We start from the raw sequence: 23,345 nt of genomic DNA on the forward strand, positions 1-23,345 counted from the left end.
GGTTTGTTTGGAAATAAATAAATTAAACAGACTGATAAATCAGGCATCAATCGTTGTTTTTGGCGGTGGGAGTATTGGGTTGCTAATAAGTAATCAAACTGATATGGCGGTTTTGCCGTATGCAGAGGCCGTCTGAAAACGCGGAGAAGGTTTTCAGACGGCCTTGGTAACGGGAACGCATTTTGATGATTCGGTATGATGCCGATTCACAAAGGTAAGCAAACAAGGCGGCGAACCAAAGACCGAGCGCACATGATCGGACGCACGTACAGGTTTGCTTGATTTGGCGCTTCATTGCCTTGGAGAAACCGGCGCTCTTCGGGCGCAGGCGCATCAATGCCGTTAGGTTGTCTTTTTGAAAGGTATTATTCGCGCGGCAGGCCGTTGTTGACCATGCTGTTCATCTGTTCGCTGATGCTTTGCAGATCCATCAGCCCCAGTTGGCCGAACAGCGCCAGCAACAGAGCGCCGGCTACCATCAGCAGCAGCACGTAAACCACGTAGCCCAGCAATATCCGCAAGGCCGACACGTTGCCCATTTTCATCAGGCCGATGGCCTGCACCCAAAACGTCCACACTTGCCAAAACACGCCGACAAAGGCCAGTGAGGGCAGGTAAAACATCGCCAGCGCGGGAATTACCAGCGCTTCGGATACCAAAATAAACCCCCATAGCGGCAGCTTGGGCGCGCCGTAATAATGCAGCATGGTGCGCATCACGTGGCCGAGCAGCAGCCATTTGACCACGGTCAGCAGAATGGCAAAGGCGATGGTGCCGATGCTGTTGCCAAACATCGGCGACATGCCGGCGGCGTTGACCAGGCCGATGAGCACCAATACGGCAATAACAGCCGGCGGCGTGTAGCGGTAATGGTCGGGTTGTTGGTAGCGCAGGCGCAATACATCGAGCATGTCGCGTAATAAATGATAAAGCATCAGTCGAATACCACCGTTTTGTTGTTGTAAGAGAGCACGCGGCTTTGCAAATGCCATTTGACTGCGCGGGCAAGCACGATTTTTTCCAGATCGCGGCCTTTTTCCACCAAGTCGGCCACGTCGTCGCGATGCGATACGCGGGTGACTTCCTGCTCGATAATCGGGCCTTCGTCCAGTTCGCTGGTGACATAATGGCTGGTGGCGCCGATCAGCTTCACGCCGCGCATATGAGCGCGGTGGTAAGGTTTGGCGCCGTCGAATGCGGGCAGAAAGCTGTGGTGGATGTTAATCACCCGGTTGGGGTATTTTTCGACAAACAAGGGCGACAGAATCTGCATGTAGCGCGCCAACACGATGGTATCGACCTGCGCTTCTTCCAGCAGCGCAAATTGGCGTGCTTCGGCTTGGGCTTTGTTGTCTCGGGTGATGGTGATATGGTGGAACGGAATGCCGTGGCTTTCCACCAAGTCGCGTACCGATTCGTGGTTGCCGATAACCAGCGGAATCTCGCAATCGAGCTCGCCGATGCGGTGGCGGTGAAGCAGGTCGGAGAGGCAATGCTCGTATTGCGAAGTAAATAAAGCCATGCGGCGGCGGCTGTGGGAAAAATGCATCTGCCAGCGCATGTCAAACGCTTCGGCCACGGGCGCAAACGCCTGTTCGATGGCTTCGCGACTTTGCAGGGTAAAGCCTTGCAAATCCCATTCTACCCGCATCAGAAACAGGTTTTCCGCCGCATCTTCGTGTTGGTCGGCATGGATGATGTTGCCGTTGTGTTCTAATAAAAAGCGGGAAATGGCGTGCACCAGGCCGGGCCGGTCGGGCGCGCTGACCAGCAGGGTGGCGGTGTGTTTGGAAGGGTCGGTCATGTTGCGGTCTTTTTAATGTTATGAATGTTTAATGTTATGAATGGCATTCGGACAACTTTAGGGTGTCCTGACCATTCGATTTACGGGTGTATTTTTCCCCTGAAAACGCATCTGTTGCGTTAAAAAATACTCGTAAGATATCTAATTTTGCTGCGTTTTTTTGCCTGGCGCCTGCATTTTCAGGAATAAAATCCCCTCATAAACGACACATCAGAATACTCTGGTGTCAAACAAATCATCAGGCCGTCTGAACGGCTGTATATTGTTTTCAGACGGCCTGTGTTTTAGCTTGCGGGGTTACGCATTATCGTGCAGCTCGGCTGCATGCAGCGTGTTTTCTAGCAGCGTGGCAATCGTCATCGGGCCTACGCCGCCGGGCACGGGGGTAATCATCGATGCGCGTTGTTTCGCTGCCTCAAATTCCACATCACCGCAGAGTTTGCCGTCGGGCAGGCGGTTGATGCCGACGTCGATGACCACCGCGCCGGGTTTAATCCACTCGCCTTTGACAAAATTGGGAATGCCCACGCCGGCCACCACAATGTCGGCAGCGGCCACTTCTGCGGCCAGGTTTTGCGTTTTGCTGTGGCAGATGGTAACGGTGGCGCGCGCCAGCAGCAGCTCCAGCATCTGCGGGCGGCCGACAATATTGGAAGCGCCCACCACCACCGCTTTTTTGCCTTCCGGGTTGATGTCGTAAGCTTCCAGCAGCGTCATCACACCTTTGGGCGTGCAGGGGCGCATCAGCGGCATTTTTACCACCAAGCGGCCGACATTGTAGGGGTGGAAGCCGTCTACATCTTTGTGCGGCAAAATGCGTTCCAGCACCGCTTGGCTGTCGATTTGCCCGGGCAGCGGCAGCTGCACCAAAATGCCGTCTACATCGGGGTTGGCGTTGAGTTCGTCTACCAGTTTCAGCAATTCGTCTTGCGTGGTTTCAGCACCTAATTCGTAAGAGAGTGATTGGAAGCCCACTTTTTCGCAGGCAATTTTTTTGTTGCGCACATACACGGCGCTGGCGGGGTCTTCGCCCACCAATACCACCGCCAGGCACGGCGTGTGCAAACCGGCGGCTTGGCGCGCAGCTGTTTTTTCGGCCACCAAGTGCAGGCGTTGTTGGGAAACTTCTTTACCGTTGATTAATTGTGCAGTCATGAGTAGGCTCTTTCTCTGAGAAGCGGCAGCGCGTATTGTCGCATTTTTCGGCAGCGGTTTCATCTGTTTTATCGGGGTGTGGCCGTATGAACGCATCATGCCCGCTTTGAAAAAGTCAACCGGCAAACAGCGGGGCTTTGAATAATGTTGATATAAAATAATGTGATAAATATATTTTTGATTTTTTATCGGCGCCAGAGCTTGACGTTTTTTGCCGGTGTAGGTATAGTTCGCTTCTCTCGTCGGGGCGTAGCGCAGCCTGGTTAGCGCACCTGTTTTGGGAACAGGGGGTCGTGAGTTCGAATCCCACCGCCCCGACCAGGAAAACACCCCAGCAGAATTATGTCCGATTATGGTAGAGCGCCCGTAGCTCAACCGGATAGAGCACCCGCCTTCTAAGCGGGCGGTTACAGGTTCGATTCCTGTCGGGCGTGCCAAACAAGTTTCTTTTTGCGGTGGCTGTAGCTCAGTTGGTAGAGCCCTGGATTGTGATTCCAGTTGTCGTGGGTTCGAGCCCCATCAGCCACCCCATCATTCAAAAGCCCGCTTCCAAACGAAGCGGGCTTTTTCATTTGAATCAGATTGATATTTGTGAAATTATGTAAATAATGGTTGTTGATATTTTTAATACGGGTGCACTATAAGATTCGGCAATTTTAATTCTAAAAATATTTTGTTAATTTCTCTCTTAAAACAATTGGATGAATTTAAAAAATACCATCATTTAATTGCCGTTGCTATAGTAGCGCGGGGCTGGTTGGCTTGGTGCTTCCGCGCCTTGGCGAAAGCAGTCCTCTTCGAGCTCAAGTGAGCCAACGCGGTTAGGTTGTTTTGTGCATGGGCATGATGTGTTTTTGTGTGTCAAGCCGCGATGCCCATGCTGCTCACCATCACCGCCCGCAGCGATGCCGAATGGGTGTTGGCCGACAGCGCCGGTTAAGCGTTTGCAGAGAGGTTGAGGCCGTCTGAAAACTGTAAAAGTGCGGTTTCAGACGGCCTCAATTGTATAAACAGCAGCCCTTCGGTATCATGCCGTAATACTGAAAATAAAGAGACTCTACTATGCGAAACTGGCCGCTGCCCGACTTCGAACAAAAAATCTGCCCGCCCGAACACTTGGCCGAACGCCTCGCTGCCTTGCCGCGCCCGCTGGTGTTTACCAACGGTTGTTTCGACATCCTTCATCGCGGCCACGTCAGCTATCTGGCACAGGCCCGCGCCACCGGCGCCGCCATGATTCTGGCGCTGAACACCGATGCTTCGGTGCGGCGGCAGGGCAAGGGCAGCGATCGCCCGATTAATGCGCTGGAAAACCGCGCCGCTGTGGCCGCTGCGCTGGCGAGTGTGGATATGGTGACCTGGTTTGATGATGATACTCCCGCAGCTTTAATCGAGCTGATCCGGCCGGATATTCTGGTTAAAGGGGGCGATTGGGCGCCGGAAAATATTGTCGGCGCGGCTGAAACACTGGCGCGCGGCGGCAAAGTGTATTCGATACCTTTTTTGCACCAAACGTCGACCACTCAAACGCTGGCGAAAATCCGCGCCGTCGAGGCCGGCAAATGACAGCGTTAAAGCCGCACCACTGGCAGCTTTTGGCCGTATTGGCCGACGGCAGGCCACAGCATGTGTTTGCCCTGGGTCAGCTGTTGGGCATCAAGCCGCAGCAGATTAACGGCCTTTGGCAGCAAATGCCGCCGCATATCCGGGGCCTGTTGCGCCAACACGACGGCCAATGGCGGCTGGTGCGGCCTTTGGCGGTGTTTGATGAGGCCGATGTGCGGCATATCGGTGCCAAACACGGCTTTCAGACGGCCTTGAAACATGAGTGCGGCTCCAGCAACGATTTGATTCTTGAAGCGGCCAAACAGCCGGCTCAAGCGGTTCACCGCATGATGGTGGTAGCGCACCAGCAACGCCAAGGCCGCGGCCGGCAAGGCAAAAACTGGCACAACCGCCTGGGCGAATGCCTGATGTTCAGCTTCGGCTGGGTATTCGACAAACCGCAACACGAATTGGGCGCGCTGGCGCTGGCGGCAGCATTGGCCTGTCGGCGCGCGCTCGTCGGCTTGGGCGTGGCTGCGCAAATCAAGTGGCCCAACGATTTGGTAATCGGGCGCGACAAGCTTGGCGGTATTTTGATCGAAACCGTGCGCAGCGGCGGCAAAACCGTGGCCGTTATCGGCATCGGCATCAATTTTGTTTTGCCCAAAGAAGTAGAAAACGCCGCCTCGGTGCAGGCCGCGTTGCAGGCAGACGGTAAAGCCGCCGTCAGCGCGAGCAGTTTGTTGGATGCGCTTTTGCACGAACTTGCTTTATTGCTGCCGGCCTACGAGCAACACGGTTTCACACCGTTGCTGAATGCCTATCAGCAAGCCAACCGCGACCACCAGCGCCCGGTACGGCTGTTGCAAAACAACCAAGTTATCGAAGAAGGCACCGTCATCGGCATCACCGAACACGGTGCCTTGCGTCTGGCAACAGCGCAAGGCGAAAAACGGGTGGTGAGCGGCGAAATCAGCCTGCGGCCTGATGAGCGCGCCGCCCCTGCTGTAACACTCAAACCGCGTCGCTACCTGTTGCTTGACGGCGGTAACAGCCAGCTCAAATGGGCGTGGGTGGAAAACGGCAGCATTATTCATATCGGCCGCGCGCCTTACCGCGATTTGGGCCAACTTGGCGCCGAGTGGCGCGAATTTTCAGACGGCCTGGATAAAATCATCGGTTGTGCCGTGTGCGGAGAAACCAAAAAAAGCCTGGTGGCGGCGCAATTGCCGCGCCCCATCGAATGGCTGACCTCTATGCAGCAGGGTTTGGGCATCCGCAACCATTACCGCAATGTGGCCGAACACGGCTCCGACCGCTGGTTCAACGCCTTGGGCGCACGCCGCTTCAGCAGCCACGCCTGTGTGGTCGTCAGCTGCGGCACGGCGGTAACCATTGATGCACTCACGGATGACAACCATTATCTGGGCGGCACCATCATGCCGGGCTTTCACCTGATGAAAGAAGCCATGGCACAAAAAACCGCCAACCTCAACCGTCCGCTCGGGCGCGTGTATCCTTTTCCCACCACCACCGCCAACGCGCTGGCCAGCGGTATGCTCGATGCCGTGTGCGGCTCAATATTGCTGATGCACGCGCGATTGCGTGAAAAAGTCGGTGCAGATAAAAAAGTAGATTTGGTGCTGACCGGCGGCGGTGCGGCCAAAGTGGCACAGGCGTTGCCAACGTCATTTAATTTGGACAACAGCGTAAAAATTATAGATAATCTCGTGGTTTACGGATTACTCAACTGGATTGAACAAACATGAAATGGCTGTTTGCCGTATTGGTGGCGCTCAACGTGATGGTGTTCGGCGGCATGGTGGCCGGGCGCGTGGCGGAAAAACAAAAAGCCGTGGTCGAGCCTACCGTGCCGTTGGTCAGCGGCACACATGAATTAAGCCTGCCGCCGCCGCTGTATCACGAACACGCCCCTGCCGCTTCGGCGCCCGATTGGATTCATGCAGAGAGTGCCGAAAATAACAACAGCGGAGCCGAAGCCGAACGTGAGCAAAAAGCGCAGGAAGAAAAACTGGCGCGCGAAAAAAAAGCCCGTGATGCCCGTGCCGGCGGCTCTTTCGAGCAGGCAGAAACTGCATCCGCACAATGCAGCGCCACCGCCGCGGTAACGCTGGATGAAGATGACTACCACCGCATCAAAGGCCTGCTGAACAAATGGCCGCATGCCGCCACCCGCACGGTAGAGCAGCGCCGTCGGAGTGTGGAAAAAGCCGCCGCCCCGCAAAAAAACTACCGCGTTTTACTGCCCGGCAGCGGTGATGTGATGGCGCAAATGGACAGCCTGGCGGCAAAAGGTTTCACCGCTTCGCTGTATAACGGCGAGGTCAGCGTGGGCGTGGTGCGCAGCAAATCAGCCGCACAAGTGTTGATGTCGCGGCTGGCCGGCGCAGGCTTCGGCGGTGCGCATGTGCGCGAGCAGGAAGAGCGCGCTGCCGTTCAAACCGGCAACAGTTTGAGTATCGGCAGAATGCAGGTGTTGTTTATGTCGGTAGACGATAAAGAAGCCCAAGCCATTCAGGCCATTGTGGGCAAATACGGCAAACTAAACCGCCGCGCCTGCCGTTAATACCCATTCGCCAAAGTTAGGCGGACAAGGCAGCGAGCTGAAGAGAGTGCGCCTACGGAGCCGGTTGACTGGGCGCTTTAGCGCCTTAGTTTTTTCATGAGTGGAGCCCGCCGCTCATGCTGTTCACCTGCTGCTCACCATCACCGCCCGCAGCAATGCCGGATTATTTTGGCCGACAGCGCCGTTAAAGTGTTTGCTGATAGATTCAGGCCGTCTGAAAACGGTGAAGTGCGGTTTCAGACGGCCTTGCTTGGATAGAGTGGCCGGTAGCGGTTGGTAACGAATATCTAGCGTGGGCTCCGCCCGCGAACTTTCTGTTTGAGCTATACCCATCCACAAATTGCTTTTTAATCCGCACCCACGTTTTTTTTAATCGGGTTTAAATCAGGGTTGTCAGGTGGCAGCCAAAATTGCTTTTGAAACCGCTTTTGTTTAAGTAAAACAATGGGGTGCAGATGATCTTCAGAGGCTGTTCATTCAGTGAGAAAATCTGCCTGTGTTGCGGATGTGGAGGGGGTTGGTCATGCTGTTTGTGTCGGTTTTTTTGTGTATTCTACGGTATGCGCACAAACACAAACCCGCTGTTTCAGGCAGCGGGTTTGTGTTTTTCGGTTTTGAGTATTTGATAAAGGGAACTGTATCTCTCGTATACGCACACTCCGGTAAAAATTGAGATGGGGAACTCGGGTATTGCAGTGTTTAATGGCCCGGCAGCCATGGACGACTGGTCGGTAAAAGTGATTATACATAAATAATAATTATTATCAATACATCTTTTGCGAAATAGTAAAAATAGTTTCTAAGGTTTTGAAATATAAGCAAGTTAATTTGTTTGAAACGGGTTTCTCTAGCTTGTCAGGGGGCCTTGGGGTATTCTGGATGTGTCGATTTATGGTGTATTTTGCTCCTGAAAAAGCCTCTGCTGCGTTAAAAAGCCTCGCAAGATGTCTAATCTTGCTGCGTTTTTTGCCTGACCCCTGCATTTCCAGGAGCAAAAATCCCCTCATAAACGAATGCTCAGAACACCCTCGCCGCAGAATCAGCCGCTGTTTTTGAAATCAGCGGCAACGGCGGTGTACAGCCTATCGGTGGCCGCGCGGTTTTTCAGACGGCCTGTTTTCAATGGGCTTTTTTTGAAACCAAGATCATTGATTGCTGAAATAAGCATTGCTGCTGATGGCTTGTTGATGCCGATAAACAAACTCAATCGGCAAACATTTAGCGGTTAAATGCCGTATAATCTGCCTATTACGATTTTATTAAAGCAGCGTATCCTCATGCAGCAAACCTACCGCACCGTGGCGCGCGATCTGCTCGCCGCCAACCATCTTTCCCCCGAGCTGCTGGCGCAGACCCTGAGTTTGATCGGCCGCCGTCAAGTGGATTATGCCGATATTTATTGCCAGCGCACGGCATTTGAGAGTTGGCATTTGGAAGAGGGCATTGTGAAATCGGGCAGTTTTCAGATTGACCAAGGTGTAGGCGTGCGTGCCGTGGCCGGTGAAAAAACCGCGTTTGCCTATGCCGACAGCCTACATCCCGATTCCATCAAACGCAGCGCCGAAGCCGTGCGTGTGATTGCCGCTGCCGGGCAGTCGGCCGAAGCCAAAGTGGCAGTGCCGCATTACGGCAAAAACGTGCATGCTGTGGCCAACCCTATTGCCAGCTTGGATTCTGCCGCCAAAGTGGCGCTGCTCAATAAAGTGGAAGCGCTGGCCAAAGCCGCCGATCCGCGCATTGTGCAAGTGATGGCGGGGCTGACCTGCGAATATGATTTGGTGTATATCGCCCGTTTGGACGGCAAACACAGCGCCGACATCCGCCCGCTGGTGCGCCTTTCTGTGAGCGTGATTGCCAAGCAGGGCGATCGGCGCGAACAGGGCGGTGCGGGCGGCGGCGGCCGCTTCGATTTGGCTTATTTCGATGAAAAACGGTTGACCGAATACGTTCAGACGGCCGTGAAACAAGCGCTCACCAATCTCGAATCACGCCCGGCGCCTGCAGGTGCGATGACGGTGGTGTTGGGCAACGGTTGGCCGGGCGTATTGTTGCATGAAGCCGTCGGCCACGGTTTGGAGGGCGATTTCAACCGTAAGGAAACCAGCGCATTTTCCGGCCGTATCGGCGAGCGGGTGGCCGCCAAAGGCGTGACCGTGGTCGATCAGGGCGATATCGAACACCGGCGCGGTTCGCTCAATATCGACGACGAAGGCAACGACACCCGCCGCACCGTGTTGATTGAAGACGGCATTCTCACCGGTTATCTGCAAGACGAAACCAACGCCCGCCTGATGGGCACCGCGCCCACGGGCAACGGCCGCCGCGAAAGCTATTCTTCCGCTCCGATGCCGCGCATGACCAACACCTTTATGGAAAACGGCAGCCACGACCCGGAAGAAATCATCGCATCCATCGATAAAGGCCTGTATGCGGTAAACTTCGGCGGCGGCCAAGTCGACATTACCAGCGGCAAATTCGTGTTCAGCGCATCCGAAGCGTGGTGGGTGGAAAACGGCAAGCTGCAATACCCGGTGAAAGGCGCTACCATTATCGGCAACGGGCCCGAAGTGTTGAAACATGTGAGCATGATCGGTAACGACACCGCACTGGATACCGGCGTGGGCGTGTGCGGCAAAGACGGCCAAAGCGTGCCCGTGGGCGTGGGGCAGCCGACTTTGCGGATTGATGCCGGCCTGACCGTAGGCGGGCGCGAAGTGTAATACCCGTTTGAAACAACCTGACGGCGCAGGCTTGCTGCTTTGTCAGCTTACTTTTGTGAATGGTATGATTCTGGAAACAAACAAGGCCGTCTGAAAGCATTTTCTTTCAGACGGCCTTTGCATGTGCAGGGTTTTCATGAGCAGTACCAACGCTTCTTGCTAGGGTGTTCTGACCATTCAGAATGATTCAGATTTTTTGTGATAAAAGTACAGATGTCAGGCAAAAAACGCAGCAAGATGCTCATCTTGCTACGTTTTTTAACGCAGCAGATGTGCTTTTAGCGCAAAAAAGATGGTGATATATAACACAAGCAGGACACCCTAGGGTGTCCTGACAATTTGTTTATGAGGGGATTTTTGTTCCTGGAAATGCAGATGCAAGGCAAAAAATGCAGCAAGATTGGACATCTTGCGAGACTTTTTAACGCAGCAGATGCGTTTTCAGGGGCAAAAAGCATCCGTAAATCGAATTGTCAGGAAACCCTAACACTGTCAGGTTATTTTTATCAATAAATATAAATCACGCAAGCCGGTCAGCCACCGGCATGCTGAGCATGCGATATCAAAAAACATGCCGTCTGAACACTTTCAGACGGCATGTTTTTTACCCTGATCCGGTATCAATCATCGCCGGCCAGCGACAATAAGATATGCAGCAGGCTGCTGAAAATATTGTAAATCGAGATAAACAGGGTTAGCGCGGCGCTGATGTGGCTGTTTTCGCCGCCGTCAATCACATTGCGGATCTGCCACATAATCAGCAGTGAGCTGAAAATCACAAAACCGGCGGAAATGGTGAGCGAGAGCACGGGAATCTGTAAAAACATATTCGCTACCACGCCCACCATCAATACCACCACGCCCACCATCAGAAAACGGCCGAGTGCATTCATATCGGCCTTGGTGCGGCGAGCTACGGCGGCCATGGTAAAGAATACGGCGGCGGTCATGGCGGCAGCGATGCCGACCAGCTGCGGGCCGTTGCTGATGCTCATGCTGTATTGCAGCAGCGGGCTGATTAATACGCCCATGCCGAATGTGAACACCATCAGCAAAGCCGCGCCGACATTGCTGTAGCGGTTTTTTTCAATCAAAAAGCACATGCCGTAGAAAAAGACCAGCAGCGCGCCGAACGCCATCCAGCGGTTGCCGAACATGCTGTAAAAGTTGATGCCTGTCTGGCTGCTCAGAAAAGCGCCGGCGGCGCAGGGGATAAACGATAAACCGAGCAGGCCGTAGGTTTTGCTCAAAACGGTATTTTTCTGAACGGCACCGCTGCCGGCAGGTTGGGTGTAATCATAAACGTCGCGTTGCATGGCGTTTCTCCGTAAAAGGGGTAGGTTGCGCCGGCAATGCCTTAATGCCCTAAGACAGCCGGAATGTGCTTCAGAAAGCCGATTTTATCAGCAAAAGAGTGAATGTTGTTGAACATTCTTTTTATTTTTTGAAAGATTGGCGGGATGGGCGGGCGGCGGTGTTCAGACGGCCATCCACAACACGCACACCCAGCCCAGAATGCTCAAACTCCATTGCGGCAGCAGTTGGTCTAATGCTTGCCAAGATTGGGCTTTGTTAAGCAAAAACAAGTGGCTGAGGGCGAGCAGCAGCAGAAAAACCTGCAAACCGGCCCGTATCGGCGCGGCAGTTGCCGTTTGCGGCAGCCACAGCCACCACATCAGCGATGCTGCGGCCAGCAGCGCCGCATGGTAATACTTGGCGCGGGGCAGGCCGAGGCGGGCGGCGATGGTGTATTTGCCTGCCGCCGTATCGCTGCGGATATCGCGCATGTTGTTGAGATTGAGCACCATGGCACACCACAAGCCCAAAGCCGTGGCCGGCAGCAGCGAGCCAAGATTCAGACGGCCTGTATGCAGGTATTCGCTGCCGAGCACGCCCAGCCAGCCGAAAAACAGCAACACTGAGGCATCGCCGCCGCCGGAATAGCCGTAGGGTTTGCGGCCGGCGGTGTAGGTGAACGCAGCAATCACGGCCGCGGCACCGAGCAGCAGCCACAACAGCCACGCTTGCGGGCGGGCGGCTTGAATGGCCGGCAGCGCCACCGCCAGCAGGGTGATGCCGAGCAGGCAGCACAGCAGCGCCGAGGCGGCCAATGCATAACGCATGGTGCGCAGGCTGATGCGGCCGGCAGCCACCATGCGTTCGGGGCCTTGCCGCAGCGGCGAATCGGCACCGTGGCGGGCATCGCCGTAATCGTTGGCAAAATTGCTGAAAATTTGCAGTGCCGCGGCTGTGGCCGTGCTCAGCACCAAAACCGTGCTGTTGAAATGGCCGGCGGTTTTGGCGAGCAGGCCGCCGCACCACACCGAGGCCGCGGCCAACGGCAAAGTGCGCAACCGGGCGGCGGCAAGCCAGTGTCGGGCAGGCATGATAGGAATATGGTCGTGGATTGAAAATCGAGATTATACCCGGGCGGTGTGAAGCGGGTTTGATGCAGATAAAATAACAGCCGCCTACAAATCTGCGGCGGCCGCTGTGTTGCCGGGGTAAAGAAATAGCGCCGGTTTAATATTCTTCCTGCTGCGGGGTATAGCCCTGCACGTGGTCGGCACCTTCACCGAAAAAGTAGTTTTCCATCTGTTGGGCGAGATATTGGCGTGCGCGCGGGTCGGCCAGGCTGAGGCGGTTTTCGTTAATCAGCATGGTTTGGTGGCGGGTCCAGGCTTCCCAAGCTTCTTGAGACACGTTTTCAAAAATACGTTTGCCCAATTCGTTGGGCAGGGGGGCGAATTTCATGCCGGGGGCTTCTTTGCCCAGCTTCACGCAGTGAACCATACGGGTCATGGCGGTTTCCTTTAATTGATGTGGTTGATTCAGACGGCCTTAATTTTAATGGATAGCGGTGGCTTTGTATATCGGCCTTTGGGCTGAGTGGGGTATTCTGACAATTCAGCATGATTCAGATTTTTTGTGATAAAAGCACACCTGCTGCGTTTGTTTGCCCGGTATCTGCATTTCTTAAGAACAACAATCCCCTCATAAACGCATGGTCAGGATACTCTAACGTATCTCGGCCGGCAGCGGGGTTACAGCGGATACACAAACACTTTCGATTTGCGCCCGCTTTCGTGGTATTCCTGTTGCCGCTCCGGGGGCAAATCTTCTACCGAGGCCGTCTGAAAGCCGCGCTCGATAAACCATTCGCCGGTGTGGGTAGACAGGGCAAACAGGGTGCGGATGCCGCGCGCGCGCGCGCTGTCGAGCAAGTGTTCGAGCAGGTATTCGCCATAGCCGCCGTCTTGCGCTTCGGGCGACACCACCAGACAGGCCAGCTCGCCGCGGCTGCCTGTTTCGAATACTTTCAGCGCCACGCAGCCGTAAATCTGGCGGTCGTGCTCGAGAATAGAAAATTCGCCGATATGGTTTTCAAGGTATTCGCGGCTGCGGTGCAGCAACACGCCTTGGTCTTCCAGCGGCCGGATGAGGGTGATGATGTCGGGAATGTCGGTGCCTTGCGCCTGGCGGATATTCATAAACGCGCTTTCGGCCACCGAAGTGCCGGCGCCGTGTCGGGTAAACAGTTCGCGGATCAGGCTGCCGTCTTGGCGGCCGCTGAGAATCTGGGTGCGCTGCACGCGGTTGGCCACGGCATTGATGGCCGATTGCAACAGGCGGCGCTGGTTGGCTTGGACGCGGTTTTCATCCAGCATGGCGCGGGCTTCTTTGGCTGAGAGGTTGCTGACCACGCTGCCTTCTGCATCGAGAATGCCTTCTTGCTCGACCACGTAAATCAGTTTTTCGGCCTGCAAGGCGATGGCGGCGGCTTCGGCGATGTCGCCCATGCTCAGGTTAAAGGTTTTGCCGCTGAGCGAATGGCCGAGCGGGCTGATGAGCACGAGTGCGCCGTCATTGAGGCGCTGGCGTATGGCTTCGGTGTCGATTTTGCGGATGCGGCCGGTGTAGCCCATGTCGATGCCGTCAATCACGCCGAGCGGGCGGGCGGAAACGAAATTGCCGCCGGCGATATTCAGCGACTTGCCGCGTTGGGGAGCTTGGGCGATGCCCATGGAAAGGGCAGCTTCGATGTCTGCACGCAACATGCCGCATGCTTGTTTGGCATGCACCAGCGTGGCTTCATCGGTGATGCGGCGGCCGTTGTGATATTGCGGCGTGTGGCCGTCGGTTTCTTCGAGGGCGCTGATTTGGCTGCGCGAGCCGTGCACCACCACTAGCCGTACACCGAGGCTGGCGAGCAGGTTCAAATCGGCAGCCAGCGTCCGCAGCGCAGCGCCCGACAACAAGCTGCCGGCAATGCCGATAACCAGCGTTTTGCCGCGCAGGTAGTTGATGTAGGGGGCGGCTTCGCGAAAGTCGCCTACAAAAGAATCGGATGTGTTCATCTGAGCAGTATCAGGTAAAAGAGCTGCATAATCAATACGGTGAGCGCCACCAGCGAGGCCAGCGTCCAGTTGAAGCCTGTTTGGGTGGCGGCAGGCGGGGGTGCAGGGGCGGTGCCGGCGGGCGGTATGCCGTCGAGCAGGTCGGCAATTTCGTTTTTCGACAGCGTTTTGCGGCTGCGCACCTGCGGGCCGATGGTGTGCACCAACTTGGCGTCGGTGATGGCCGGCGGCAGCGCTTCGGGTGCAGTGTGCGCAGGTGCTTCGGTGATGTGGTTGCGCGCCTGAAACAGCCCTTCGCAGCGGCTGCACACCACGAAACCTTGGGCAACGTTGAGTTGCGCGTTCTTCACCCAAAGCTGGGTTTGGCAATGCGGGCAAACACTCACAGGCATAATCGGCTCATTGGAATGAAATGTTGATGGAATATGATTGTAGGGTTTTTCAGACGGCCTGTATATGAAAAAGGCCGTCTGAACAAGTTTGGCGCATCAATATCAAATAGATAAACCGCTCAGGCCACGCCGTAGCGCTCGCGGTAGGCTTTGACCGGCTCCAGGTAGGCGCCGAATGCGCTGTTGTTTTGCAGCAGGGTAAACAAATCATTGAGGTTGGCAATCGACACCACCGGCAGGCCGTATTGCTGCTCAACCTCTTGCACTGCCGATAATTCGCCGCTGCCTTTTTCCATGCGGTCGAGCGCAATCACCACGCCCGCAGGTGTTGCATTTTCGCCCTGAATCAGCTTCACCGATTCGCGCACCGATGTGCCGGCGGAAATCACGTCGTCGATAATCAGCACTTTGCCCTTGAGCGGCGCGCCCACCAGCACACCGCCTTCGCCGTGGTCTTTGGCTTCTTTGCGGTTGTAGGCAAACGGCACGTTCACCCCTTTTTCGGCCAACATCATGGCCGTGGCCGCCGCCAGAATAATGCCTTTATAAGCCGGGCCGAACAGCATATCGAATTCAACTTTGCTTGCGATAATCGCTTCGGCGTAAAACTTGGCCAGCGCCAGCGTGCCCGCGCCGTCGTTAAACAGGCCGGCATTGAAAAAATAAGGTGACTGGCGGCCGGCTTTGGTGGTGAATTCGCCGAACTTCAACACATTTTGTTCGAGCGCAAATTTCAGAAAATCTTGGCGGAAATCAGACATAATCGGCATCTTTCGGATAAGCTATCGGTAAAACCGCCTGAATCGGGTAAAATAAGCGCATTCAGACGGCCTCAAATGCCGTTATTTTAACATTGAGGACAGGCATGTTTAAAATTATTTCCGCCAACGTCAACGGCATCCGCTCCGCCGCCAAAAAAGGCTTTATCGACTATTTGGGCAAAGCCGATGCCGACATCGTGTGCGTGCAGGAATTGAAGGCGCAAGAGCCGGATATGGGCGACGACATGAAAAACCCGCACGGCATGTATGGCGTGTGGCATTGTGCCGAAAAGCGCGGCTACAGCGGCGTGGCCATTTACAGCAAACAACGCCCCGATAATGTGCAAATCGGCATGGGCATCGAAGAGTTTGACCGCGAAGGCCGCTTTGTGCGCGCCGATTTCGGCAATTTGAGCGTGATTTCACTGTATCTGCCCAGCGGCACCAGTGCACCCGAGCGGCAGGCATTGAAATACCGTTTTCTCGATGCTTTTTACCCCATGCTCAACAGCATGAAAGCCGAAGGCCGCGACATTGTGGTTTGCGGCGATTGGAACATCGCCCACCAAAACATCGACCTGAAAAACTGGAAAGGCAACCAGAAAAACTCAGGCTTCCTGCCTGAAGAGCGCGCCTGGATCGGCAAAGTGATTGCCGAGCTCGGTTGGGTGGATACCTGGCGCACGCTTTATCCCGAAATCCCCGGCTACACCTGGTGGAGCAACCGCGGCCAAGCCTATGCCAAAGACGTGGGCTGGCGCATCGATTATCAAATGGTTACGCCCGAATTGGCCGCCAAAGCCGTTGCCTCGCATGTGTATAAAGACGAAAAATTTTCCGACCACGCGCCGTTGGTGGTGGAGTATGATTATTCGCTGTAAAGGTTTTCAGACGGCCTCGGGCTACAAACAGGCCGTCTGAAAATACCGTTAACACACCAAACACAAACCATGCAAACCCACCAACTCGAAGACCTGACCCTGCTGCTGGTTCGCGATGCCGACGAGCCGGAAATGTGGCTCGACCGCTGGGCGTTGAGCTACCCCACCGTGCGCGTGGTTGAAATGGCGCGGGCACAAACGATTGCGCAATGGCAGCAAACGCTTCAGACGGCCTGGCAGGGCATACACAGCGAAAACGTGGCGGTGGTGGCGCACGGCGCGGGCGTGTCGGGCTGGCTTTCGTGGCTGTATCTGGCCGATGTGAATACGCAGCGGCGGATTAAAAACATGATGCTGGTGTCGCCGCTCCAAAGCGCGTTTCCCGATGACGACTGCCACACCTTGCAACGGGTGCGCTGCCATTGCAAAACCGCGCTGGTGATTGGCAGAAACGACCCTGATTGCCCGCGCGAATGGGCACAACAGCAAGCCGACTGCTTGCGCGCGCGCCTGCTGGTGTCGCCGCATCAAGGCCGTCTGAACGGGCCTTTGCAGGGCTGGCAGTGGGGCATGAAACTGATGCAGGAAATGCTGTTGGATTGAGGCCGTCTGAAAACATGAAACATACCGTTTATCTGTTTGCCGCCTGCCTGATGCTGCTTGCCTCCCTGCCGGCCGCCGCCGATACGTTGAAAATCTGTTTTCATTACGGTTGCAAAGCAGAAACCGCCGTCAACGTGTCTGCCGTTGTGAAGCAGCAGTTGGCAGCGCGTTTTGCCGGTGTGGCAGATGCCGCCGCCGAACGCGAAGCCGTGCGCGATGCGGTGCAGCAGCTTTATCTCAATGCGGGCAGACAAAGCCCGATTTATCAGGACAAAGGCGGTAATTTTTCAGACGGTACCGCCGAAGGGCGCATGGATTGTGTGGATCACAGCAGCAACAGCACCACGTTTTTAAACTATCTGGCTGCGCAAGGCTGGTTGAAATTCCATAGTGTCGGCAAGCCCGTTTACCGCCTGCCGCGTATTATCGATTTGCATTATGCCGCGCAATTGATTGAAAACGAAAACGGCGGTAAATGGGTGGTGGACAGCTGGTTTGAAGATTTCGGCGCAGCACCTGCCATTGTGGATTGGCCGGCCTGGAAAAAAGGCTGGCGGCCGTCTGATGCCCATGCACAAAAGTAAGCTCCATTCACAAAGCAAGCAAACAAGGCGGCGGGTCGAAGACAGTAGAGTGAGTACGACAAGGCCGGCCAACGCGGTGAAGCTATTTTTGTGAGAGGTGAATCAAGGTCTGTATCGTTAAGATTGTAAGCCGGAATTAAAGCCGCTACACTAAACCCCTTTTTCAAGGCCGTCTGAAAACAAGCGCGATTGCGGCAAATTTGATGCCAAGCCAAGATTTTTCCCCGCGCGCGCCTGTTGTTTCAGACGGCCTGATAACCGCACTTGCAAACATTGCGCTTGCAAGCCCGCACGTCAGCGACATTGCGCCGCTGCAAAACCGTAAAGAAAGAACCGTTATGACCGTATCCCCCGTAGCCCTGCGCCGCCAAAGCGAGCGCAAGCCGCATCCGAGTGCGCAATATTGGCGCAAATGCCAGATAGAAGCGCTGTTTGAACTGCCGTTTCTCGACCTCGTTTATCAAGCTGCCGAAGTGCACCGCCAACATTTCAACCCGCAGGAAATCCAACTTTCTACCCTGCTTTCCATCAAAACCGGCGGCTGCCCCGAAGATTGCGAATATTGCCCGCAATCGGCGCACCACAACACCGGCCTGCAAAAAGAAACCATGATGGAAGTGGCCGATATTCTTGAAAAAGCCAAAATCGCCAAAGCGCGTGGTGCCAGCCGTTTCTGCATGGGCGCTGCCTGGCGCGGCCCCAAGCCGACAGATGTGGAAAAAGTGAGCGAAATCATCAGCGCGGTAAAAAGTTTGGGGCTGGAAACCTGCGGTACTTTCGGCATGCTCGAAGAGGGCATGGCTGAAGACTTGAAAAACGCCGGTTTGGACTATTACAACCACAACCTCGATACCGACCCCGAACGCTACAACGACATCATCCACACCCGCCAACACGAAGACCGTATGGACACCCTCGGCAAAGTGCGCGGCGCCGGGCTGAAAGTATGCTGCGGCGGCATCGTCGGCATGAACGAAACCCGCCCCGAACGTGCCGGCCTGATTGCCAGCCTCGCCAACCTCGACCCGCAGCCTGAAAGCGTGCCGATTAATCAATTGGTCAAAGTGGCCGGCACGCCGCTGGCCGATGCCGAAGATTTGGACTGGACCGAATTTGTGCGCACTATTGCCGTGGCGCGGATTACCATGCCGAAAAGCTACGTGCGCCTTTCTGCAGGCCGCGCCGATATGCCCGAAGCCATGCAGGCGATGTGTTTTCTGGCCGGCGCCAACTCGATTTTCTATGGCGACAAACTGCTCACCACCGAAAACCCCGAAGAAGACGGCGACCGCATGCTGATGGAAAAGCTTGATTTGCGGCCTTTGCAGCATCATCCTGAAGGGTGAGCGAAAGGGTTGGGCAATTAATATACATGCAGGCTCGGTTGCCTGAATATATGTTAATGGTCAGGATACCTAGAGGCCGTCTGAAACGCAGCAAGCTTTTCAGACGGCCTTGTTGTTGATGAGATTGCTTGTGGTGGTTTACAACGCAGATGCAGCGTGGGTTGGGCGCACAAACGCCGTTTGGTTTGCATATGTTTTTTCGCGGGCAAAGTCCACGCTGCAATGAATCATGATTTGCCGGATTAACCAAAGGCCGTCTGAAAAGTTTGCTGCGTTTCAGACGGCCTTGTTGTTGATGAGATTGCTTGTGGTGGTTTACAACGCAGATGCAGCGTGGGTTGGGCGCACAAACGCCGTTTGGTTTGCATATGTTTTTTCGCGGGCAAAGTCCACGCTGTAATGAATCATGATTTGCCGGATTAATCAAAGGCCGTCTGAAAGGTGCTCCCGTTTCAGACGGCCTTGTTGTTGATGGGATTGCTTGTGGTGGTTTGCAACACAGATGCAGCGTGGATTAGGAGCACAAACGCCGCTTGGTTTGCATGCGTTTTTTCGTGGGTAAAGTCCGCGCTGCAATGAATCATGATTTGCCGGATGAACCAAAGGCCGTCTGAAAAGTTTATCGCCGTTCAGACGGCCTTTATCAGTATTAACGGTATTGCCGCGGTTTGAATGCCGTTTCGGGTTGGCTGTCTTTGCGCACGGCCAGCGCTTGGTTTTTGCCGGCCAGCAGTTTCAGCTGCCAGATTTTTTCGCGCATCAGCGGCAGCCATTCGCAGCCATAAAGTGTGTGGGTGATGCGTTTGGCGGCGAGCAGGGCATCGGGCGAGCGGCTGGCGAGCTGCTCGGCCAGAGCCAGTGCGCTTTCGAACGGCTGTGTGCTCAATGCGGCGGCAAAACCGTATTGCTGCGCGGCTTCGCCGCTGAACAGGCGGGCGCTGAAGATTAGTTCGGCCAAGATATCGCTGCGCACTTTGCCGCGCGCGCTCACGCTGATGCCCATATCGGGAATGATGCCCCAATGCGCTTCGCGGATGGCCCAGCGGCTGTCGGCGGTGGTGAAAGCGTAGTCGGCGGCCAGCGCCAATTGCAAGCCGGCACCGACGGCGTGGCCTTCGACTGCGGCAATCACGGGTACGGGCAGGTCGCGCCATGCCAGTGCGGCGTTTTGAAACAGGCTGCGGCAGGGTTTGGCCAGTTCCCACAACACGGTTTTGCGGTTGGCGGGATTTTTCAAGTCGGCCAAATCGATGCCGGCGCAAAAGCTGTTGCCGCTGCCGTGCAGAATCACGGTGCGCAGCCGGCGGTCGGCTTTGAGCTGTTTGGCGGCCTGCACCAGCTCGCGCATCATCTCAAAGCTCATGGCGTTTTTTTTGTCGGGGCGGTTAAGGCGGACAACGGCCAGGCCGCTGTGTTGTTCGATGCTGAGCGTGTTCATGTCGGGCTCCTGTGGGTTTCGGATGCTTGCAATAGGCGGCTGTATGGGTGTGTTGGTTTTTGAGTGGGTGTCGGGTGTGGCAAATGCGGGTGTTTCAGACGGCCTGCGTGGATTGTCTGCCTGTTTTCAAGCTTTGAACCGGCGGACGCCCGCAGCCAAGGCCATCATCAAATAAAACCAAGCCATTTTTCTGCTCCTCAAAATAAAATGTCATGATAGGTGAATGCAGGCAAGTCATCAAAAAACAGAAGCCGCAGCGGTTTGTGGCGCTTTGCGGGCGGGCTTTTCTGGATGGATATGATGTGTTTGCGGGCGGGCTGATACCTATTTCATAACCAGCCCCCTACGCGTGTATTATCTCCGGCCCGCCGTCTGGTTAGCTGGCTTTTTTTGAATGAATAGGATTCGGCGCTTTATCTGTTCAGATTAGCGGTATTGGCGGATTTGTTCAATGTCGATAGAGGAGTGAATGCACTATAGCCGTGCCGCTTTATCATCATATGGGGTTACGGCAAGAAGGATGATAAAGCGCAACGGCTGTTGCTGTGATACAGATGCCGCTGTTTTGTTTGGCTGTTTATCCCCAATAACCGTGGGGCAGCTTGGTATCGTTGAGCGGGGATTTTGTGCTTAAAAACAGGCGGTTTTAAGCACAAAATATACCCGTTAATCGAATGGTGAGGATGCGCTGAGGTGAAAATGCGGCAGCGGGCAGGGTTAAAACAAGTTGTCGATGACGTCTTTCGGGGGCTGCTGCGGTTGGGGCTGTGGTCGCGGCGCCGCAGGTCGGGCGGGCGGTTCGGCCGCACGCGCAGGTGGGGTGGGTGCCAGCGGGCGCTCTTGGGCGGGTGCTTCGGCGGCGGGTTCGCTGCGGGGTGCCGTAGCAGCCGTTGCTGTGTCGGCCGGTTGCGGGCGGCGGGGCGGCGCTTGCGGGGCGGCCGCAGCGGGTGCATTTTGGCTGCTGTCTGGTGTGGTGGAGTAAGGGGTAGGCGAGGGCATGGTCGAGCCGGGCGAATCGCCGGGCACAACGGCGGTAACGCCGCCGGTTACGGGGGTGCCGGCGCCGCGCGGCGACCAGATTTCTACGGTTTCGCCGTTATTGCGCGGGGCGGCGGTTTCTGCCGGGCGGTTGAGGGTTTGGAAAACGCCGATGATAAGCGCTGCAACGGCCAATGCCACCACGGCGAGCGCGGCCAGCAGCAAATGTTTGGGGGTGAGCCTGAATGGGGCTTTGGCGGGTTTGGTCGGTTCGGACATGTGTGTGCTCCCAATGTGGATAAGGCCGTCTGAATGCCCATTCGAAAAATAGCCGGGTCGGGTTGCGCAACGGGCGGCCGGCTCGGCATTATTTGTGCGCTGCTTTGCCCTTGTCGGTATGTTTGTAAACGGTATATCAACCGCATGCAGCCGGAGCATGTGTGCGGGCGGTTTTCAGACGGCCTGTCGGTCAGTTATCGTAGTTTTGGTAAAGGGTAACCACTTTTTGCACGCCGGCGGTGGTGCTGACTTTTTCAGTGACGGCGGCCTGTTCGGTGGGGGTGAGGATACCCATCACATAGGTAACGTTGTTGTAGGTCACGATTTTCACGCGGCCGGGATAAACGCCCTGAATGCCGAGCAGGGTGGTGCGCACTTTGGTGGTGCTCCAGGTGTCGGCGCTGACATTGCCGAAAGTGCGCGCCTGCGGGGCGACTTCGATGTAGTTATACACTTGCTGGGCGGCCTGTTCGGCACGGGCTACTTGTTCGACAAAGTTTTTTTCGCCCTCGGTGGCCACTTGGCCGAGCAGCAGGATGTGGCGGTTGTAGCTGATAACGGAAAGCGTGGGCTCGAAGCCTTGCACCTGATTGTTTTGGCGCAGATAGGTGGTGGCGGTATTTTTGATACGCAATTCCATCACTTTATCATCGGCTTGGGCGCCGGTGCTGCGCCGGTCGATGGCAGAAGCGCCACCCACGGCGGCTCCGCCGACCACAGCACCGACGCAGCCGCTTAATGTGGCGGCCACAAGGGCTGCGGCGGCCAAGGTGCGGGCGTGTTGTTTGAGGCTCATAAAACGTCCTTTCGGTAGGCATTCAGGCAGCTTTGGCGGCTGCCTGAATAAAATGCGGATGATTTCAGGAAGTTATTTTAACGTGTTATGCGTGTTTTGCACACAGCATGCTGTTGCGGTGCGGCGGGCGGTATCGTGCTCATGCATAAAAGTAAGCGGGTGAGGCGGGGCATTATTGCAATCGGGTTGTGTTATGTGGCCCTCATAGCTGCCCGCCTTTGCTCTAACCCTTCCCCGTGGCGAGGGGAGCGGGGACAGCGTGTCGTAGCGCCAACCGAATACTAGGGTATTCTGAGCATTCATATATCATCATCTTTTTTGCCCCTGAAAACGCAGCTGCTGCGTTAAAAAGCCTCGCAAGATGTCGAATCTTGCTGCGTTTTTTGTCTGGCATCTACATTTTCAGAGGCAAAAATCCGCTCATAAACAACATATCAGGATACCCGGAGATGACTAATATTTCGCTTATCCGTCAATCCGACAATCAGGTGTTTTTGTGCAGGTGTTTTTGTGAATGGGGATTACATGCCTTCCAACAACATGCTGTCGATGCAGTCGCACAGGGCGTGAATCAGCAGGATGTGCACTTCCTGAATGCGGGCGGTGCGCGGGTGCGGCACGTTGAGCAGGATGTCGCTGTCTTTGAGCATGCCGGCGATTTTGCCGCCGTCGCGGCCGGTAAAGGCGATGACGTGCATGTCGCGCTCGTGCGCCGCTTCGATAGCGGTGATGATGTTGCCGGAATTGCCGGAGGTGGAAATGCCGATTAAGACGTCGCCGGGGCGGCCCAGTGCGCGCACTTGCTTGCTGAACACCTGGTCGAAGCCGTAATCATTGCCGATGGCGGTCAGCGCAGAGGTGTCGGTGGTGAGCGCCACGGCGGCCAGCTCCATGCGCTCTTTCTCGAAACGGCCGGTCATTTCAGCGGCGAAATGTTGCGCATCGGCAGCCGAACCGCCGTTGCCGCAGGCCAGGATTTTGCCGTCGTTCATCAGGCATTGCAGCATTAATTCGGCGGCTTGGGCGGTGGGTTCGCTCAATACTTCGGCGGCCTGTTGTTTGGTTTCGATGCTTTGGGCAAAATGAGCGGCAACGCGCGCTTGTAAAGTTGTCATGAT

25 protein-coding genes and 3 tRNA genes are annotated in these 23,345 nt (G+C 55.6%); 12 read left to right on the forward strand and 16 right to left on the reverse strand.

Translation table 11 applies throughout. From position 1 onward, the window contains the following. Positions 1-365: 365 nt before the first annotated feature. From LVJ83_RS02275 to folD, 3 genes are all read right to left on the reverse strand, one after another. Positions 366-935, reverse strand: coding sequence for a hypothetical protein (locus LVJ83_RS02275; RefSeq protein WP_244785916.1), 570 nt, complete (start codon positions 933-935; stop codon positions 366-368). Beyond that, complete coding sequence (gene purU, locus LVJ83_RS02280; protein WP_244785918.1) at positions 935-1,804, reverse strand: formyltetrahydrofolate deformylase; 870 nt, start codon at positions 1,802-1,804, stop codon at positions 935-937. The genes LVJ83_RS02275 and purU overlap by 1 nt, the downstream gene beginning before the upstream one ends. Before the next feature lie 297 nt (positions 1,805-2,101). Beyond that, positions 2,102-2,959: a bifunctional methylenetetrahydrofolate dehydrogenase/methenyltetrahydrofolate cyclohydrolase FolD gene (folD, locus tag LVJ83_RS02285; protein WP_244785920.1), complete on the reverse strand. Its 858-nt coding sequence runs from the start codon at positions 2,957-2,959 to the stop codon at positions 2,102-2,104. A 243-nt stretch (positions 2,960-3,202) separates the two neighbouring features. On the opposite strand from folD, the gene LVJ83_RS02290 reads away from it, so the two are divergent. The 6 genes from LVJ83_RS02290 to LVJ83_RS02315 all read left to right on the forward strand — a co-directional run bounded on the left by LVJ83_RS02290 (position 3,203) and on the right by LVJ83_RS02315 (position 7,091). Then, positions 3,203-3,280 (forward strand) — tRNA-Pro (locus LVJ83_RS02290). Between the two features lie 39 nt (positions 3,281-3,319). After that, a tRNA-Arg gene (locus LVJ83_RS02295) sits at positions 3,320-3,396 on the forward strand. Between the two features lie 18 nt (positions 3,397-3,414). Then, a tRNA-His gene (locus LVJ83_RS02300) sits at positions 3,415-3,490 on the forward strand. Positions 3,491-4,021: 531 nt separating this feature from the next. Continuing rightward, complete coding sequence (locus LVJ83_RS02305; protein ID WP_244785922.1) at positions 4,022-4,525, forward strand: adenylyltransferase/cytidyltransferase family protein; 504 nt, start codon at positions 4,022-4,024, stop codon at positions 4,523-4,525. Further along, a complete protein-coding gene (locus LVJ83_RS02310; protein WP_244785924.1) occupies positions 4,522-6,273 on the forward strand; it encodes a bifunctional biotin--[acetyl-CoA-carboxylase] ligase/type III pantothenate kinase in 1,752 nt (583 codons plus the stop codon). Before LVJ83_RS02305 ends, LVJ83_RS02310 begins: the two co-directional genes overlap by 4 nt. Next, entirely contained in the window at positions 6,270-7,091 is an 822-nt protein-coding gene (locus tag LVJ83_RS02315) for a hypothetical protein (RefSeq protein WP_244785926.1), read from the forward strand. Before LVJ83_RS02310 ends, LVJ83_RS02315 begins: the two co-directional genes overlap by 4 nt. 123 nt (positions 7,092-7,214) lie before the next feature. Here the strand turns inward: LVJ83_RS02315 and LVJ83_RS02320 are convergent, their stop codons facing one another. The 3 genes from LVJ83_RS02320 to LVJ83_RS02330 form a co-directional block, all read right to left on the reverse strand. Continuing rightward, positions 7,215-7,424, reverse strand: coding sequence for a hypothetical protein (locus tag LVJ83_RS02320; protein WP_244785928.1), 210 nt, complete (start codon positions 7,422-7,424; stop codon positions 7,215-7,217). Between the two features lie 431 nt (positions 7,425-7,855). Further along, positions 7,856-8,098 carry a hypothetical protein gene (locus tag LVJ83_RS02325; RefSeq protein ID WP_244785930.1) on the reverse strand — a complete coding sequence of 81 codons (243 nt, stop codon included), beginning with the start codon at positions 8,096-8,098 and terminating at the stop codon, positions 7,856-7,858. 32 nt (positions 8,099-8,130) lie between these two features. Beyond that, positions 8,131-8,298: a hypothetical protein gene (locus LVJ83_RS02330; protein ID WP_244785932.1), complete on the reverse strand. Its 168-nt coding sequence runs from the start codon at positions 8,296-8,298 to the stop codon at positions 8,131-8,133. Between the two features lie 22 nt (positions 8,299-8,320). Here LVJ83_RS02330 and tldD point away from each other — a divergent pair, with 22 nt between their 5' ends. Together tldD and LVJ83_RS02340 are read left to right on the forward strand one after the other, a co-directional pair. After that, positions 8,321-9,811 carry a metalloprotease TldD gene (tldD, locus tag LVJ83_RS02335; protein ID WP_425316014.1) on the forward strand — a complete coding sequence of 497 codons (1,491 nt, stop codon included), beginning with the start codon at positions 8,321-8,323 and terminating at the stop codon, positions 9,809-9,811. A gap of 345 nt (positions 9,812-10,156) precedes the next feature. Further along, positions 10,157-10,324: a hypothetical protein gene (locus LVJ83_RS02340; protein WP_244785936.1), complete on the forward strand. Its 168-nt coding sequence runs from the start codon at positions 10,157-10,159 to the stop codon at positions 10,322-10,324. Between the two features lie 107 nt (positions 10,325-10,431). Here the strand turns inward: LVJ83_RS02340 and LVJ83_RS02345 are convergent, their stop codons facing one another. The 6 genes from LVJ83_RS02345 to pyrE all read right to left on the reverse strand — a co-directional run bounded on the left by LVJ83_RS02345 (position 10,432) and on the right by pyrE (position 15,322). Beyond that, positions 10,432-11,127: a Bax inhibitor-1 family protein gene (locus LVJ83_RS02345; RefSeq protein WP_244785938.1), complete on the reverse strand. Its 696-nt coding sequence runs from the start codon at positions 11,125-11,127 to the stop codon at positions 10,432-10,434. A 162-nt stretch (positions 11,128-11,289) separates the two neighbouring features. Continuing rightward, the gene (gene menA / locus LVJ83_RS02350; RefSeq protein ID WP_244785940.1) at positions 11,290-12,198 is read right to left on the reverse strand and encodes a 1,4-dihydroxy-2-naphthoate octaprenyltransferase; all 909 of its coding nucleotides are present in this window, start codon (positions 12,196-12,198) and stop codon (positions 11,290-11,292) included. A 136-nt stretch (positions 12,199-12,334) separates the two neighbouring features. Then, entirely contained in the window at positions 12,335-12,613 is a 279-nt protein-coding gene (locus LVJ83_RS02355) for an oxidative damage protection protein (protein WP_244785942.1), read from the reverse strand. 242 nt (positions 12,614-12,855) lie between these two features. Then, positions 12,856-14,169 carry an amino-acid N-acetyltransferase gene (gene argA / locus LVJ83_RS02360; RefSeq protein ID WP_244785944.1) on the reverse strand — a complete coding sequence of 438 codons (1,314 nt, stop codon included), beginning with the start codon at positions 14,167-14,169 and terminating at the stop codon, positions 12,856-12,858. Next, a complete protein-coding gene (locus tag LVJ83_RS02365) occupies positions 14,166-14,561 on the reverse strand; it encodes an MJ0042-type zinc finger domain-containing protein (RefSeq protein ID WP_244785946.1) in 396 nt (131 codons plus the stop codon). Before LVJ83_RS02365 ends, argA begins: the two co-directional genes overlap by 4 nt. A 119-nt stretch (positions 14,562-14,680) precedes the next feature. After that, positions 14,681-15,322 (reverse strand): orotate phosphoribosyltransferase, encoded by a 642-nt coding sequence (gene pyrE, locus LVJ83_RS02370; protein ID WP_244785948.1) that lies wholly within the window; start codon positions 15,320-15,322, stop codon positions 14,681-14,683. A gap of 104 nt (positions 15,323-15,426) precedes the next feature. Between pyrE and LVJ83_RS02375 the strand changes: the two genes are divergently transcribed. From LVJ83_RS02375 to bioB, 4 genes are all read left to right on the forward strand, one after another. After that, positions 15,427-16,203 (forward strand): exodeoxyribonuclease III, encoded by a 777-nt coding sequence (locus tag LVJ83_RS02375; RefSeq protein WP_244785950.1) that lies wholly within the window; start codon positions 15,427-15,429, stop codon positions 16,201-16,203. 69 nt (positions 16,204-16,272) lie between these two features. Then, a complete protein-coding gene (locus LVJ83_RS02380) occupies positions 16,273-16,806 on the forward strand; it encodes an alpha/beta hydrolase (RefSeq protein WP_244785952.1) in 534 nt (177 codons plus the stop codon). A gap of 14 nt (positions 16,807-16,820) precedes the next feature. Continuing rightward, the gene (locus LVJ83_RS02385) at positions 16,821-17,390 is read left to right on the forward strand and encodes a hypothetical protein (protein WP_244785954.1); all 570 of its coding nucleotides are present in this window, start codon (positions 16,821-16,823) and stop codon (positions 17,388-17,390) included. Positions 17,391-17,728: 338 nt separating this feature from the next. Next, complete coding sequence (bioB, locus tag LVJ83_RS02390; protein WP_244785956.1) at positions 17,729-18,736, forward strand: biotin synthase BioB; 1,008 nt, start codon at positions 17,729-17,731, stop codon at positions 18,734-18,736. A gap of 649 nt (positions 18,737-19,385) precedes the next feature. Here bioB and LVJ83_RS02395 read toward each other — a convergent pair. The 4 genes from LVJ83_RS02395 to LVJ83_RS02410 all read right to left on the reverse strand — a co-directional run bounded on the left by LVJ83_RS02395 (position 19,386) and on the right by LVJ83_RS02410 (position 23,342). Beyond that, positions 19,386-20,174 (reverse strand): crotonase/enoyl-CoA hydratase family protein, encoded by a 789-nt coding sequence (locus LVJ83_RS02395; protein WP_244785962.1) that lies wholly within the window; start codon positions 20,172-20,174, stop codon positions 19,386-19,388. 717 nt (positions 20,175-20,891) lie between these two features. Then, positions 20,892-21,431, reverse strand: coding sequence for a hypothetical protein (locus LVJ83_RS02400; protein WP_244785963.1), 540 nt, complete (start codon positions 21,429-21,431; stop codon positions 20,892-20,894). A 190-nt stretch (positions 21,432-21,621) separates the two neighbouring features. Next, positions 21,622-22,227, reverse strand: a complete 606-nt coding sequence (locus LVJ83_RS02405) for a BON domain-containing protein (RefSeq protein WP_244785964.1) — start codon at positions 22,225-22,227, stop codon at positions 21,622-21,624. Between the two features lie 521 nt (positions 22,228-22,748). After that, positions 22,749-23,342 carry a phosphoheptose isomerase gene (locus LVJ83_RS02410; protein WP_244785965.1) on the reverse strand — a complete coding sequence of 198 codons (594 nt, stop codon included), beginning with the start codon at positions 23,340-23,342 and terminating at the stop codon, positions 22,749-22,751. Between the last annotated feature and the right edge of the window lie 3 nt (positions 23,343-23,345).

It is taken from the genome of Uruburuella testudinis (assembly GCF_022870865.1).
In the GTDB taxonomy this organism is placed as follows: Bacteria; Pseudomonadota; Gammaproteobacteria; order Burkholderiales; family Neisseriaceae; genus Neisseria; species Neisseria testudinis.

Bases quoted from the DNA above. Each gene is read 5' to 3' on its own strand.
- LVJ83_RS02400 (WP_244785963.1), bottom strand. From the start codon at position 21,431: ATGTCCGAACCGACCAAACCCGCCAAAGCCCCATTCAGGCTCACCCCC.
- LVJ83_RS02315 (WP_244785926.1), top strand. From the start codon at position 6,270: ATGAAATGGCTGTTTGCCGTATTGGTGGCGCTCAACGTGATGGTGTTC.
- menA (WP_244785940.1), bottom strand. From the start codon at position 12,198: ATGCCTGCCCGACACTGGCTTGCCGCCGCCCGGTTGCGCACTTTGCCG.
- LVJ83_RS02310 (WP_244785924.1), top strand. From the start codon at position 4,522: ATGACAGCGTTAAAGCCGCACCACTGGCAGCTTTTGGCCGTATTGGCC.
- LVJ83_RS02365 (WP_244785946.1), bottom strand. From the start codon at position 14,561: ATGCCTGTGAGTGTTTGCCCGCATTGCCAAACCCAGCTTTGGGTGAAG.
- pyrE (WP_244785948.1), bottom strand. From the start codon at position 15,322: ATGTCTGATTTCCGCCAAGATTTTCTGAAATTTGCGCTCGAACAAAAT.
- purU (WP_244785918.1), bottom strand. From the start codon at position 1,804: ATGACCGACCCTTCCAAACACACCGCCACCCTGCTGGTCAGCGCGCCC.
- LVJ83_RS02345 (WP_244785938.1), bottom strand. From the start codon at position 11,127: ATGCAACGCGACGTTTATGATTACACCCAACCTGCCGGCAGCGGTGCC.
- LVJ83_RS02275 (WP_244785916.1), bottom strand. From the start codon at position 935: ATGCTTTATCATTTATTACGCGACATGCTCGATGTATTGCGCCTGCGC.
- LVJ83_RS02395 (WP_244785962.1), bottom strand. From the start codon at position 20,174: ATGAACACGCTCAGCATCGAACAACACAGCGGCCTGGCCGTTGTCCGC.
- tldD (WP_425316014.1), top strand. From the start codon at position 8,321: ATGCCGTATAATCTGCCTATTACGATTTTATTAAAGCAGCGTATCCTC.
- LVJ83_RS02375 (WP_244785950.1), top strand. From the start codon at position 15,427: ATGTTTAAAATTATTTCCGCCAACGTCAACGGCATCCGCTCCGCCGCC.
- LVJ83_RS02340 (WP_244785936.1), top strand. From the start codon at position 10,157: ATGAGGGGATTTTTGTTCCTGGAAATGCAGATGCAAGGCAAAAAATGC.
- LVJ83_RS02355 (WP_244785942.1), bottom strand. From the start codon at position 12,613: ATGACCCGTATGGTTCACTGCGTGAAGCTGGGCAAAGAAGCCCCCGGC.
- LVJ83_RS02385 (WP_244785954.1), top strand. From the start codon at position 16,821: ATGAAACATACCGTTTATCTGTTTGCCGCCTGCCTGATGCTGCTTGCC.
- bioB (WP_244785956.1), top strand. From the start codon at position 17,729: ATGACCGTATCCCCCGTAGCCCTGCGCCGCCAAAGCGAGCGCAAGCCG.
- argA (WP_244785944.1), bottom strand. From the start codon at position 14,169: ATGAACACATCCGATTCTTTTGTAGGCGACTTTCGCGAAGCCGCCCCC.
- LVJ83_RS02325 (WP_244785930.1), bottom strand. From the start codon at position 8,098: ATGAGGGGATTTTTGCTCCTGGAAATGCAGGGGTCAGGCAAAAAACGC.
- LVJ83_RS02380 (WP_244785952.1), top strand. From the start codon at position 16,273: ATGCAAACCCACCAACTCGAAGACCTGACCCTGCTGCTGGTTCGCGAT.
- LVJ83_RS02410 (WP_244785965.1), bottom strand. From the start codon at position 23,342: ATGACAACTTTACAAGCGCGCGTTGCCGCTCATTTTGCCCAAAGCATC.
- LVJ83_RS02405 (WP_244785964.1), bottom strand. From the start codon at position 22,227: ATGAGCCTCAAACAACACGCCCGCACCTTGGCCGCCGCAGCCCTTGTG.
- LVJ83_RS02305 (WP_244785922.1), top strand. From the start codon at position 4,022: ATGCGAAACTGGCCGCTGCCCGACTTCGAACAAAAAATCTGCCCGCCC.
- LVJ83_RS02320 (WP_244785928.1), bottom strand. From the start codon at position 7,424: ATGGGTATAGCTCAAACAGAAAGTTCGCGGGCGGAGCCCACGCTAGAT.
- folD (WP_244785920.1), bottom strand. From the start codon at position 2,959: ATGACTGCACAATTAATCAACGGTAAAGAAGTTTCCCAACAACGCCTG.